The organism is Streptomyces sp. NPDC012835 (genome assembly GCF_042900885.1).
In the GTDB taxonomy this organism is placed as follows: domain Bacteria; phylum Actinomycetota; class Actinomycetes; order Streptomycetales; family Streptomycetaceae; genus Streptomyces.
The window spans coordinates 220,983-234,490 of record NZ_JBIBBW010000001.1 but is presented as its reverse complement, the minus strand read 5'-3'; the positions used below and the strand labels follow the sequence as shown (position 1 = coordinate 234,490).

General features: G+C 72.3%; 6 protein-coding genes. 5 read left to right on the top strand and 1 reads right to left on the bottom strand.

The window, feature by feature from the left end:
• Positions 1-37: 37 nt before the first annotated feature.
• The 5 genes from ACFY6S_RS01035 to ACFY6S_RS01015 are packed head-to-tail and all read left to right on the top strand — an operon-like array spanning position 38 to position 9,520.
• Positions 38-3,214 carry an amino acid adenylation domain-containing protein gene (locus tag ACFY6S_RS01035; protein ID WP_388828609.1) on the top strand — a complete coding sequence of 1,059 codons (3,177 nt, stop codon included), beginning with the start codon at positions 38-40 and terminating at the stop codon, positions 3,212-3,214.
• Between the two features lie 46 nt (positions 3,215-3,260).
• On the top strand, positions 3,261-4,904 hold the full coding sequence (locus tag ACFY6S_RS01030; RefSeq protein WP_388828612.1) for a condensation domain-containing protein: 1,644 nt from the start codon (positions 3,261-3,263) through the stop codon (positions 4,902-4,904).
• Positions 4,895-6,385: an argininosuccinate lyase gene (locus tag ACFY6S_RS01025; RefSeq protein ID WP_388828614.1), complete on the top strand. Its 1,491-nt coding sequence runs from the start codon at positions 4,895-4,897 to the stop codon at positions 6,383-6,385. Before ACFY6S_RS01030 ends, ACFY6S_RS01025 begins: the two co-directional genes overlap by 10 nt.
• The gene (locus tag ACFY6S_RS01020; protein ID WP_388828617.1) at positions 6,382-7,299 is read left to right on the top strand and encodes a kinase; all 918 of its coding nucleotides are present in this window, start codon (positions 6,382-6,384) and stop codon (positions 7,297-7,299) included. The genes ACFY6S_RS01025 and ACFY6S_RS01020 overlap by 4 nt, the downstream gene beginning before the upstream one ends.
• Complete coding sequence (locus ACFY6S_RS01015; RefSeq protein WP_388828620.1) at positions 7,289-9,520, top strand: pyridoxal-phosphate dependent enzyme; 2,232 nt, start codon at positions 7,289-7,291, stop codon at positions 9,518-9,520. The genes ACFY6S_RS01020 and ACFY6S_RS01015 overlap by 11 nt, the downstream gene beginning before the upstream one ends.
• A gap of 136 nt (positions 9,521-9,656) precedes the next feature.
• Here the strand turns inward: ACFY6S_RS01015 and ACFY6S_RS01010 are convergent, their stop codons facing one another.
• The gene (locus ACFY6S_RS01010; protein ID WP_388828623.1) at positions 9,657-12,002 is read right to left on the bottom strand and encodes an ATP-binding protein; all 2,346 of its coding nucleotides are present in this window, start codon (positions 12,000-12,002) and stop codon (positions 9,657-9,659) included.
• Positions 12,003-13,508 lie beyond the last annotated feature (1,506 nt).

The window sequence follows — 13,508 nt, the reverse complement described above, 5'->3', positions numbered from 1 at the left end:
CCGAGCTGACGCAGGGTCACCGATGAGGAGGAACTCCATGCAGGACACAGCCCCGCGCGGGGCGGACGACGCACGGGCCACACCTGCCCCGGAACCGTCCGCCGGGCCGGCCGGCGCCGTCACCGCTCTCGCCCGCGCCTGCGGCGTCGGCGCCGGGACGGTCGAGGCCGCCGCCCGGCTGAAGGTCGCGGCCGCCGCGACCGGGGCACCCGCCCTCCTTCCCGACGCCACCTGGCGCGACCTGATCCGGCGCGTGGCCGCGCCGGGCGGGCGGAAGGAGGCCGACGACGCCTGGGACAGCGCGACCGGGCTGCCCCACCTCTCCGCCGAGCACCTGGCCGGCCACGCGCGGACCGCGCTGCGCGTACTCACCGAGTTCCCCGACGAACCGCACACCGGCCACGGCCTGCTGTCCGAGGCGGAGACCGAGGCGACGATCGCCTTCTGCTCCGGTCCGGTGAAGCCGCTGCCGGGGCGTCGTTTCCACCAGCTGTTCGAGGAGCGGGCCCGCCGCCACCCCGACGCGGTGGCCGCCGTCCAGGGCGGCCGGAGCTGGACCTACCGCGAGGTGAACGAGAGCGCCAACGCCCTCGCCTGGGCCCTGCACCGGGATGGGGTGCGCGCCGAGGACGTCGTGGCGGTGGTGACGGAACGCACCCTGGAATGGCTCGCGGCCGTCATCGCCGTCTTCAAGGCGGGCGGCTGCTATCTGCCCCTCGAACCGCACTTCCCCGCCGAGCGGATGGCGAACACCCTCACCAGGGCGGAGTGCCGGTGGGTACTGGCCGACCACGGCGTCGCGCCGCTGGAGGAGGCGCTGGCCGGCCGGGACACGCGGCGCCTGTACGTACGGGACCTGCTCGCAGGAGGCGGCCCGCGCCACGACCTGGACCTCGCCGTCGCGGGGGACCAGCTGGCCTACATCTACTTCACCTCGGGCTCCACCGGCGAACCCAAGGGCGCCATGTGCGAGCACGACGGCTTCCTCAACCACCTCTACGCCAAGATCGAGGACCTCGGCGTCCAGGAGGGGGACGTCGTGGCGCAGACCGCGCCGCAGTGCTTCGACATCTCGCTGTGGCAGCTCGTCTCCGGGCTCCTCATGGGCGGCCGGACGCTCATCGTCGAGCAGGACGTGATCATGGACGTGCACACGTTCATCGGTGCCCTGGCCGAACACGGCGTGCACGTAGCGCAGTTGGTGCCCACGTACCTCGAACTCCTCCTCGCCGCGCTGGCCGAGGAACACCGGGAGCTGCCCCGCCTGCGCGTCATGGCGGTGACCGGCGAGGCGCTGAAGAAGGATCTGGTACGCCGCTGGTTCGACACCTTCCCCACCGTGCCACTGGTCAACTGCTACGGCCTCACCGAGATCAGCGACGACTCCAACCACGGTGTCATGACCGCCCTGCCCGCCCACCGCTCCGTGCCGCTCGGCGACCCCGTGCGCAACGCGCGCGTCTACGTCATGGACGAGCGGCTCCAGCTCCTCCCGGTGGGTTTCCCCGGTGAGATCGTGATCGCCGGCGTCTGCGTGGGCCGCGGATACGTGAACGACCCGGGGCGCACGGCGGCCGTCTTCGGCCGCGACCCCCACCGGCCCTCCGAACGCCTCTACCGCTCGGGCGACTTCGGCCGCTGGCTGCCCTCCGGCGAGATCGAGTACCTCGGCCGCCGCGACTCGCAGATCAAGATCAGCGGGTTCAGGATCGAGATCGGCGAGATCGAGGACCGGCTCCTCCAAGTCCCCGGCGTCCGGGACGGCGCCGTGGTCGTCGCCGGATCCGACACCGAGCCGCAGCTCGTCGGCTACTACACCGGCGCGGACGCCCCGGACGCGGGACAGGTCGCCAGGACGCTCGCCCGGACCCTGCCGGCCTACATGGTCCCGCCACGCCTGTACCACACCCCCGCGCTGCCCCTCTCCGGCAACGGCAAGATCGACAGGATCTCCCTGACCGAGCTCGCCCGGCGCCGGCGGGACACCACCGCGTACGCGCCGGCCACGGAGTTCACCACGGAGACCGAGCGGAGGATCGCTGAGCTGTGGGCGCGGGTGCTGAAGATCCCGCCGGAGCGGATCGGACGCGACTCCCGCTTCACCGAACTCGGCGGCACCTCGCTCTCCGCGATCCGCCTGTCGATCGCCCTGGACCGCCGGGTGACCGTCGCCGACCTGTGGGACACCCCCACCGTCGCGGACGTCGCCGCCCTGGTCGACCGCAGGGCCGCCGGGGCGCCGGACACCGGGGCACGGCCCGTACCCCGCGTGCTCGCCGTACCGCCCGGCGAGGGCCCCGCCGCCCGGGCCGCCGACCACCGCGCAGCCGTCCGCGAGGCCGTCGCCGAGTCCGGCGCCGTACTGCTGCGCGGCCTCGGCGTACGCACCGCCGCCGACGTCGCCGCGGTCGCGGAGGGACTCGGGATCACCGCGATGACCGAACGCGAGGGCTTCGCTCCGAGGACGGCCCATTCCCCGGGGGTCTACTCCTCCAGCCACTGGCCGCCGGACGAACCGATGTGCATGCACCATGAACTGAGCTACGCCGCCACCGTCCCCGGCACCCTGGTCTTCGGCTGCCTCACCGCCCCCGACCGGGGCGGCAGGACCAACGTCGCGGACTCCCAGCAGGTCCTCGAGGCGCTGCCGCCCGGTCTCGTCGCCCCGTTCGAACGCCATGGCTGGCTGCTGACCCGTATGTACCACGAGGTGGGCACGGCGTGGCCGGAAGCGTTCGGGACCCACGACCGCGCCGAGGTGGACGCGTACTGCGCCGCCGCCGGCATCGACCACGAGTGGCTGCCCGGTGACCGGCTGCGCACCCGTCAGCGGCGCGCCGCCGTCGTACGCCATCCCACGACGGGCGTGCCCGGATGGTTCAACCAGATCGCCTTCCTCAACGGGCGGACGATGGACCCGGCCGTCCGCGAGTACCTCACCGACGTCTACGGGCCGCAGGGCCTGCCGTTCGACACCGCCGTGGGTGACGGCACGGCCGTCGACGGCGACACCGTGGCGGCCGTCAACGCCGTGTACGACCGGTTCACGGTCGGCGAGCCGTGGCGCAGCGGGGACGTCCTCGTCGTCGACAACCTGCGGATGGCCCACAGCCGGGAACCGTTCGAAGGGGAGCGCGAGATCGTGGTGGTCATGGGCGACCCGGTGCGCATCCCCGGCCACGTCCGGCCGGGCACCGGCGGTGAGCAGGCGTGACCGGCACCCGCACCGCACCCCGGCCGCGCCTGTCCCGCCCCGCGCGATGACGGCACGACCGGGGCGCGCGGTGCGCGTCGGACCGGGGCCGGCTCCCGATGCCGCGCCGCGCACCGTTCCCGCGTCCCCGGCACAGGAGCGCGTCTGGTTCGCCGGCCGGATGGCGCCCGACGCGTCGGCGTACCGGATCGTGGACGAGCTGATCGTGCACGCCGAGGTGACCGAGGCCGACCTGCGGGGCGCCTTCGCCCTGCTGGCGCGGCGCCACGAGGCCCTGCGCACCGCCCTGCGGATCGTCGACGGACGGCTCACGCAGTACGTACTCCCGCGGATCGACCCGGTGCTCCGCCACACCGACCTGACCGGCGTGGACGACGCCCGGCAGGGGGACGTCCGGCGTTCCCGCCGGGCGGAGCTGGCGCGGCGCCCCTTCGACCTGGAGCGAGCCCCCCTGTGGCGCGCGGAGCTGCTCGCGCTCGGGGAGACGGAATGGGCGGTCGTGTTCGCCGCCCACCACGTCGTCTACGACGCCGCCTCACGGTTCAACCTCCACGCCGAACTCACCGAGATCTGCGCGGCCGTCGAACAGGGGCGGGAGCCGAAGCTGCCGGAGCTGCCGCTGAGCTACACCGGCTACGCCCAGCGGGAGCGCGACCGGCTGTCGCCCCGCCGGCGCACCGAGCTGGCCGCGTACTGGCGCACGCGGCTGGCCCGGCTGCCCTCCGTCCACCGCCTGCCGCTCGACCACCCGCGCCCCGCGGCCCGGACGTTCGCGGGGGCCGAGGTACGGGCCCACCTCCCCTCGGAGGCCACCGCGTCGCTGCCGGGCACGGCACGGCGGCTCGGCACCGAACCCGTCATGCTCTGCCTCGCCGCCTACGTGGCCCTGCTGCACCGCCACTCGGGGCAGGAGGACATCGTCGTCGGCCTGCCGGTGACCGGCCGTCGCCGGGCCGACGTGCTGCCGATGATCGGCACGTTCGTCAACATGCAGGTGGTCCGGGTCGATACGGGCGGCACCCCGACCTTCGCCGAACTGGTCGGCCGGGTACGGGCGGCGGCCCATGTCGAGGAACGGTACGACATTCCCTTCCAGACCCTCGTCGAACTGCTGCCCGTGCCACGGCTGCCCGGGGTGCCGCCCCTGTACCAACTGGCCTTCAACCACGTGCCCGCCGGCGCCGGCCCGGGGGCGGCCACCGCCGGTTCCGGCGGCTGCGAGGACGACCTGCTGCTGGAGACCACGGCCGACACGGTCCGCATCGAGTACAACGCGGCGCTCGTCGAGAGGAGCACCGCCGACGCGCTGCTCGCCGACTACCTCACACTGCTCGCCGCGGGACTGTCCGCCACGAACATCCCCCTGCCGGGCCTCCCGGTCGCCCCCCGACCGGGACACACCCGCGCCACGCGCCCCGCCCGGAGGGCCACGGGCGGCGCGCCACGCACCGCGACGGCGAAGCTGGTCGCCGACGCGTGGCGCGCCGTCCTCGGCACCCCGGTGGCCGACGTCCACGACGACTTCTTCCACCTGGGCGGTCACTCGATACAGGCCCTGCGCATGCTGTCGCGCCTCGCGGCGGACCACGACGCCGAGCTGAGCATCCGGGCGTTCTTCGCCGACCCGACGGTGGCCGGTCTCGCCACCGAACTCGAACGCAAACGCCCGAGGAGGACGGCATGGCGGTGACGGGCAGGATCGACGGCGTACCGAGCGACATCTGGCACGAGGAGGTGCTCGCCCCGCAGTTCGCCTACGAGGTGGAGCACCTCCTCGGGCACTACCTCGCCATCGAGAAGGTCCTGCTGCTGGAGTACGTGCGGATGGGACTGGTGGACGCCGCCGGGGCGGCCGGGATCGGAGCCCGGCTCGACTCGCTGACCCCGGACGCGGTCCGCGCCGACCCGAAGGAGAACATGTCGGACATCTCCTTCGCCGTCGAGCGGCACATCCTGTCCGGCCCGCTCCCGCCGTTCCCCGCGTGGCACGTGGACCGCAGCCGCAACGACCTCCAGGTCTGCGCCCAGTTGATGTCCGCCCGGGAGAACCTGACCGCTGTCGCCGCCGACCTGCTGTCATTGGGCCGGGCGGTCACCTCGCTCGCCGGCCGGTACGCCGACGTGCCCATGCCGGGATACACCCACGCCCAGGCCGCGCAGATCATCAGCCCCGGCTTCCACCTCGCGGCCCTCGCCGCCGAGACCACGGTCACGCTGCGCAGGATGCTGCACACCTACGACGAGGTCGACGCCTGCCCGCTCGGCTCGGGAACGATGGCCGGCCAGGAACTCGCCTGGGACCGCGCGCGGATGGCCCGCCTGCTCGGCTTCTCCGGAGTCCAGCCGCACGCGCTGGTGGCCGTCGCCTCCCGCGGCTGGGCCCTGGCGATGGCCGGCGACCTGGCGGGCTACGCGGTGACGCTGAGCCGTTTCGTCACCGACCTCATGGCCTGGGGCGGCAGCGGATTCGGCTTCCTGGAGCTTCCGGACGAGCTGTCGGGCATCTCCGCGGCCATGCCGCAGAAACGCAACTTCCCCGTCCTGGAGCGCATCCGCGGCCGGTGCGCCCACGTCGCCGGGTGCGCGGCCGACCTCGCCGCCGGGCAGCGCAACACCGCGTACACCAACACCGTGGAGGTGTCGAAGGAGGCGGGCGGCCACCTGCGCACCCAGTTCGACGCCATGCGCTCGGTGCTGCGGCTGACCCGGGCGGTCATCGCCGGAGCGGCCTTCTCGCCGGACCGGATGCGCGCGGCGTGCGCGACGGAGTATCTGGGAGGATTCACCCTCGCGAACCGCTTGACGCTGGAGTGCGGCATCCCCTGGCGGACGGCCCAGGTGATCTCCGGCCGGTACATCAAGCGCGCCCTGGAGAAGGAGCTGAGGCCGGCCGAACCGGACGGCCCGCTGCTGGCCGCGCTCTGCGCCGACGAGGGATACGAGGCCGAAGGCGCCGACGCCCTCCTCGTCGCCGCCTTCGACGTGGACGAGGGACTGCGGGCCAAGCGGTCGGCCGGCTCGGCCCACCCCGACGAGGTGCGGGCGACGCTCGCCGGCCAGGACGGCGAACTCGCGAGGCTCACCGGCGAGTGGACGCTGCGCGAACGGCGATCCGCCGACGCCGCCCGCCGCCGGGACGACCTGCTGGCACCGGCCGAGCGGCGGTCATGAGGGAGCCGGCGCCGGTCACCCGCCGGCCGGGCGTGGACCTGCGCGAGGGCGTCGGCACCGCCTGCGGGACCTTCGGCGAACTGCTGCAAGGGTCACTGTCCGACGGAGTCGACTTCCTCGTCACGTTCCCGATCAGCCGTGGCACCCGGGCGTGGTTCCGCTACGACCACGACGGCCCGCTGAGCGTCTTCCCGTCCCACAAGACCAAGTCGCTGCGCGTCGCGCGAGCCATGCTCGACGCCCAGGGGGCCGGCGGCGGCTCCCTGGTCCTCGACAGCGGCCTGGCCGTGGGGAAAGGGCTCGCCAGTTCCTCAGCCGACCTGGTCGCCACGGTCAGGGCCGTGGGGGAGGTGCTCGGCGTGGACACCTCGCCCGCGGCCACCGAGGACTGGCTGCGCCCGATCGAGCCCACGGACGGGGTGATGCACCCGGGCGTCGTCGTGTTCGAACACCGGACGGTCCGGTTGCGCGCGTCCCTCGGCACGCTGCCCCCGGCCACGGTGGTGGCCGTCGACGAGGGCGGTCGCCTCGACACCGTGGTCTACAACCGGCGGCCCCACCGCCGCACGGCCGCCCAGCGGCGCGAGTACGAGCGCCTGGTGCGGGACCTCGCCGCGGCCGTCGCGCACGGTGACCTCGCCCGGGTGGGCGCGGTCGCCACCCGCAGCGCCGTTCTTAACCAGCGGCTGCTTCCCAAGCGGAACCTCGACGCCATGATCCGGGTCGGCGACGAGATCGGCGCTCTGGGCGTGGTCTGCGCCCACAGCGGCACCATGCTCGGCCTCCTGCTCGACGCCGGCGACCCCGACCACCGGCACAAGCTGCTCGCCGCCTCGGCGGCATGCTCACGGCTGCCCGGCGCCACCACCGTCTTCCGTTCGTTCACATCACCAGGGAGCGCGCATGCGTTGTGACACCGTCGTCGACGCGATAGGCAACACCCCGGTCGTACGGCTGCGGGTGGACGCCGCCGAGGGGGTCGAGGTCCACGCCAAGCTGGAGCTGCTGAACCCCTACGCCATGAAGGACCGCGTCGCCCGGCAGATGATCCTCGAAGCCCGCCGCTCCGGCGCCCTCGAAGAGGGCGCGCCCATCGTGGAGAGCTCGTCCGGCACGATGGCGCTGGGAATCGCCCTCGTCGGCACCTACCTGGGGCACCCCGTGCACATCGTCACGGACCCCCGCATAGACCCGATCACCCTCGCCAAGCTGGAGGCCCTCGGATGCGTGGTCCACGTGGTGGAGGCGATGACCGGGCAGGGGTGGCAGGGGGCCAGGCTGGAGCGGCTCGCGGAGCTGATGAGCGGCATGCCCGGCGCCTACTGGCCCCGGCAGTACAGCAACCCGCAGAACCCGGCCGCCTACCGCGCGCTGGCCGGTGAACTGATCGAGGACCTGGGCACGGTGGACGTCCTGGTCGGCTCCGTCGGCAGCGGCGGCTCCCTGTGCGGCACGTCGGCGGCGCTGCTGGAGCGGCTGCCCGGCCTGAAGGTGGTCGGTGTCGACTGCGTCGGCAGCATGCTCTTCGGCCAACCCGACGTACCGGCCCGCAAACAGAGCGGACTGGGCAACAGCCTGTACCCGGACAACATCGACTACCGCCTCCTCGACGAGGTGCACTGGCTCTCGGACGACGAGGCGTTCGACGCCACCCGGCGGCTCGCCCGGGAACAGAAGATCTTCGCCGGGAACACATCCGGATCGGTGTACCGGATCCTGACCCACCTCGCCGCCGAAGCGGAGCCCGGCACCCGTCTGGTGGGCATCCTGCCGGACCGAGGCGACCGCTACGTCGACAGCGTGTACCACCACCGGCCCGCCGGCCCGATCGCCGCCCGGCCCGTCGAGGTCCCCTACGGCACGACGGTCACCCGCTGGTCTTTCGCCTCGATCCCGCGCGGGAACCGTCCCGTCCTGGCCTTTCTGGAGTCGAACACGACAGGGACCGGCATGCTCGCGCTGCGCACCGCGGTACGGCTCGGCTTCGAGCCGGTCCTGCTGGCCAAGGACCCGGCTCGCTACGCCGGCCTCGACGGCACCGGCTGCCGGACGGTCACCTGCGACACCGAGAGCGACGCGGACGTCCTCCGGGCGGTTCGGGAGGCGGCCGGGCAGCGGACCGTCGCGGGGGCCACCACGACCAGTGACTTCTATCTGGAACACACCGCGCGGCTGGCCGCCGCGCTCGGCCTGCCGGGCCACGCACCGGAGACGGTGACGGCCTGCCGCGACAAGTCGCTGACCCGCGCGGCGCTGAGGGACGCGGGGGTGCCGCAGCCGGCGTTCGAAGTGATCGGCGACTCCGCCGGCATCGCCGGTGCCCTCGCCTCCGTAGGTCTGCCGTGCGTGGTCAAGCCCGTGGGCGGATCGGGGTCGCAGGACGTGCTGTGGTGCGCCGACGCCGCCACGGCCACGGAGCACGCCACCCGCGTCCTGGCCGTCACCGAGAACGTCCGTGGCCAGGCCACCGCCCGCAAGGTCCTGGTGGAGGAGTACACCCGCGGGCCCGAATACAGCGTGGAGATGTTCTGCGACCGGGGGGAGGCGATCTGCGTAGGGGTGACCCGGCGCACCGTCAGCGCGCTGCCGTACTTCGTCGAGACCGGCCATGTCTTCCCCGCCGACCTGCCGGAGACCGCCTCCGGCGAACTCGCGGAGGCCGCCCGCCAGGCGCTCAAGGCGGTGGGCTTCGACCGGGGTCCCGCACACGTCGAGATCAGGATGACGGACACGGGTCCCGCGGTCATCGAGATCAACGGCAGGCTCGCCGGTGGCATGATCCCCGAACTCGTCCGCGCGGCGACCGGGATCGACCTGCTGGAGCAGCAGGTGCGGGCCGCCGCCGGGTACCCCGTCCGGCTGCTTCCGGACCGGACCCGGCACACGGGTATCAGGTTCCTGACCGCGCGTCGGGCGGGACGTCTCGTGGCCATCACGGGAACCGCGGAGGCGGAGCGGGTGCCCGGTGTCGAACGTGTGGTGACCACCGGGATCCCGGGCCGCGCGGTACGGCCGCCGCGGGACGCCTACGACCGACTCGGCCATGTGATCGCGGGCGGCGGCTCGGTCCGGGAGGTCGAGGAGACCCTGGACGCCGCCGTGCGGCTGGTGGACGTGGTGACCGTCGGGGACTGACCACCGGCGTACGTACGCCGTCACCGGCCCGTGCGGGGGCCGATGACGGCGTACGCGCGGTGCGGCCGTCCGCCTCTCTTCGCACGCCCCGCGGCTCACACGATCGAGCGGACCGGGCCGCGCCCGCCGCCGGCGGCTACGCGAGCGCGCCGCCGTCGGCCAGCGCCCCCCGGCCCAGCGGAGACAGCACGCTCGGGCGTGCGGTCGCCGTCCGCTGCTCCACGGCCCACGCGGCGATGTGCGCGCGCGAGCGCAGGCCCAGGGTGGTCCTGATGTGGCGGATGTGCGTCTCGACGGTGCGCACCGACACGTGGATACGGGCGGCGATCTGCCGGTTGGTCAGCCCTTCGACGACCAGCGTGGTCACGTCCCGTTCCCGCTTGCTCAGCAGGCTGTCGGCCGCTTTCGCGGGCGTGCCGGTCGCCGGGGAGCCGAGGGCGAAGGCGAGGACATGGTGGTGCCGCATGGTCCGTCCGGCTTCGAGTGAGGCGCTGGCCCGCTTGGCCGGCAGGGCCCTCAGCGCCGCGGACCGCGCCGCGGCCACCCGCTCCTGCCACCACGCGGCACCCCACGAGGCGCGCGGCCCGATCCGCTCGGCCGCCCCGATGAGCTGGAGCACCTTCTCGAACCGGTAGGCGCGGGCGGCGACGATGGCCAGTCCTTGGAGCGAGTCGACCGGACCGCGCGTGTGCACCGCGGGAGTGCGTGACGACTCGGCGAAGTACGCCTCCGCCGACGGCAGATCGCCCTTTTCGAGAGCGAGCGCGCCCGCCGTGACGAGACTGGTGTGCAGCCACCGCGGCGACACCTCCGTACGCAGCAGGGGCAGGACCTCCTCGATCACCTGCGCGGCCCGCCCCACCTCACCGTTCATCAGCTGGTACCGGGCGAGACCGGCCCGGCAGAGGGCCGTCAGGGGCTCGTTGCGCAGCCGGTGGCCGATCTTCAGGCACTCCCCGAGGTCCGCCACCGCACCACCCTGGTCGCCGCGCGACTCGTGGAGGGCACTGCGCAGCAGCAGGAGACGGCTGAGGAACGGATCGCGGTCGTGGCCGCGCTCCAGCTCCACGGCCTGCGTGGCGTGGCGCAGGGCCGTGCCGTGGTCCGCCTGCCGCCCCGCCAGAGCCGCCGCGCACGCCAGGGCGAAGCTCCGGTAGGACGGCGACTCGATGCCGCGGTCCAGGACGTGTGAGACCAGCGCCAGCGTGTCCTCTGCGGATCCCCGTGACAACTCCACCGTGGCCAGTGCGCCGACCAGGAGCAGTTGGCGCTCGTCCGTGCCGGATGTCAGCCAGCGCAGGGCGTGGGTGAGATTGCCGTGTTCCTCCTCCAGCCGCCGGAGGACCGAGGGCTGGATGAAGACGTCGCTGTGGAGGGGTTCCGACAACCGTGTCAGCCAGCTCACCAGCCGCCCGTACGTCTCCGTGTCCTCGCCTTCGGTGACCAGCCGTTCGTGACCGAAACTTCGCATCGACTCCAGCAGCCGGAACCGAGCCAGACCGTCCTGATCGGTGTACGGGGTGATGACGGACTTGGCCGAAAGGGCGATCAGCAGTTCGGACGTTCCCGGATTCGCCTCGGTGTCGTCGGCGGCCACCGCGGCGGCCGTGTCGAGCCCGAATCCGCCCGGTATGACGGACAGCCGCCGTAGCAGGGACTGTTCGGCCGGATTGAGCAGATCGTAGCCCCACTGGAGGGAGGCCCGCAGGCTCTGATGCCGCTGGTCCGCCAGGCGCCATCCGTTTGTGAGCAGGGACAGGCGGTCGTCCAGGCGGGCTCTGACCTCGACCGACGGAAACATTTTGATCAGCTGGGCGGCCATCTCGATGGGGAGTGGCAGGCCGTCGAGCCGGATACAGATCTCGCCGATGTGCCTGGCGTTCTCCTGGGTGAGCTGGAAATCGTGCACCACCGCTCGCGCCCGGTCCAGGAACAGCAGCACGGCGTCCGACCGCAGACACTCCGAGAAAAACGAATCGCCGTCCATGTCGGGCAGCGCCAGACCGGACAGCGAGAATATCGCCTCTCCGGGGAGACGCAGCGGTTCACGGCTGGTGGCGACGACCCACAGACACGGGTGCCTCGGCAGCAGTTCGCTGAGGATCAACCCGCACTGGTCCAGGACGTGCTCGCAGTCGTCGAGCACCAGAAGGCGCTCGCTCTCGTTCCCGTACGGGGCCGTCCGGGGTGCGCACGGAGCCCCGTCCTCGGCCGTCTCGCCGGCGGCGATCAGGATCTGCCGACGTATCTCGTCGATGTGGGTCAGTGCCGCCAGCTTCACGACGACGACTTCGCAGTGCCTGCTGCGCTGCTCCTGAGCGGCCAGTTCCAGGGCCAGACGCGTCTTGCCCACCCCGGCGGGTCCCGTCAGCGTCAGCAGTCGTGCGCTGCGCAGTAACCGGCTCAACTCCACCATCTCGTCGGTCCGGCCGACGAAGCTGCTCAACTGGGTCAGAGGGCCGCCGCCGACCGCTGTGCCCATTCCGCCGGATTTCTGGCGTTGCCGATAGGAGCGCTGTCGGCAGGCGTTCGAGCAGTACCGGGAGCGAAGCGGTGTCGTGCTTTCGGGGTTTCTCTTGTGCAGGTGCTTGCCGCACATGTCGCAGGAAACAGTGGTGTGGGGGGTTTCTGAGGTCAATTCCGGCACCTCTCGGTAAGTGCTGCCGTGCAGTGACGCCACCCCGTGTGATGGGGGGAGGGCGGCGTCTGCTGGGGCTGAGGGATTTCGCGACGATGGCATACGGCTGTGGTGCGCGGATGACGCTGGATCACCCGCGGACGGACGCAGTGGTGTGTGTCGTCGGAAGTGATGTCCGAGGTGCGGCCCGGCGTCGCTGGTCGCGGCTGGTGCGGCCGGGTGTTCTACGGGATTCGACGACGGGTGCGGAGCTGAAGAGGACGCGTCGGCGCCTCCCGGTCAGGGATCACCGTCCGGGGGGAGCCAGGGCGAGGAAGGGGTGTCGTCGTGGAGGAGAATCTGGCGTGTGATGTTCTGCCGGGCGGATGCGGGCCGAGGCTGTGGTCGCTGTCGTGCCCTGATGATGCACCGCGGCGGGTCGGTTGTCGGCTCAGAGGAGTAACAGGTGGGGGAGAGGCCGGCGTTTTCTCGTGCCTCCTGCCGCGGGACGCCGGGAATGATGACCGGTCGACATCCACGGCACGTACGCTTTCCCCGCGCCGGGAGATGAGAGGCCGTTGATGAGCTCATTCACGTGGGTGAGACGCAAACCGGAGCTCTCCTTTCGGGTTCCGGACCTCGATGTCACTTTGGTGACCGTGTGGTATCTCTGCCCCGTCAGCGGTTTTGGCGTCCCCTGCCAATCACGCCGCGCTTGCATCTAATCATGGTTGAACTTATGACCCAAGCCCGTTCTGTTCGCACCGCTGCCCGAAACCTGCCCGCCTGCGGCCGTGAAATACACATTTTATTCCGGAAATGCCTTGAGTGCGCTGCCTCTTGAGTGGTTTCGGCGCAGGCGATACGGGCGCTCCCGCTTGCCGGCACATGCGCGGGTGCGGACCTCTGGGGAGATCGCGGACGAGCGGCGCTTGCGCTGGGGCGCGGGGGACCTCGGCCCGGGGCGCGCTCCGCCGGACCCGGAAGCGAGGGTGCCGGCCGCAACAGGACAGGCCGGACGCGGCGGTACGGCAGACCATGATGCCCGTGCCCTGTGCGGAGGCGGACGCCGGGGTGGGCGTCGAGCGCCGCCGAGGATCAGCGGTCGAGGTCGCGGCCCGCGTGGACGACCGACCGGCCCGCGCGGCGTTCCTTGTTGTCACGGACGTTTCGGCCTCGCGTAACTGCGGCAAGCACTGGTGCCGCTCCCGGAGATTTTCTGGAGCATCGCGTTCATGTCGTGGCGAATGAGGAACGGGTGGTCGGTCGCGTGCTGCTGAGCGGTTTTCTGGAAGCGCGGTCATCGTGTGCGAACTGACCGCCGAAACGGCGAAGCCCCATGCCTCGTCCGAATGAGAACAGCCCTTCGTT

What these genes read in the sequence shown, in the direction of transcription:
- ACFY6S_RS01035 (WP_388828609.1), top strand. Translation starts at nt 38, where the DNA reads ATGCAGGACACAGCCCCGCGCGGGGCGGACGACGCACGGGCCACACCT.
- ACFY6S_RS01030 (WP_388828612.1), top strand. Translation starts at nt 3,261, where the DNA reads ATGACGGCACGACCGGGGCGCGCGGTGCGCGTCGGACCGGGGCCGGCT.
- ACFY6S_RS01025 (WP_388828614.1), top strand. Translation starts at nt 4,895, where the DNA reads ATGGCGGTGACGGGCAGGATCGACGGCGTACCGAGCGACATCTGGCAC.
- ACFY6S_RS01020 (WP_388828617.1), top strand. Translation starts at nt 6,382, where the DNA reads ATGAGGGAGCCGGCGCCGGTCACCCGCCGGCCGGGCGTGGACCTGCGC.
- ACFY6S_RS01015 (WP_388828620.1), top strand. Translation starts at nt 7,289, where the DNA reads ATGCGTTGTGACACCGTCGTCGACGCGATAGGCAACACCCCGGTCGTA.
- ACFY6S_RS01010 (WP_388828623.1), bottom strand. Translation starts at nt 12,002, where the DNA reads ATGGGCACAGCGGTCGGCGGCGGCCCTCTGACCCAGTTGAGCAGCTTC.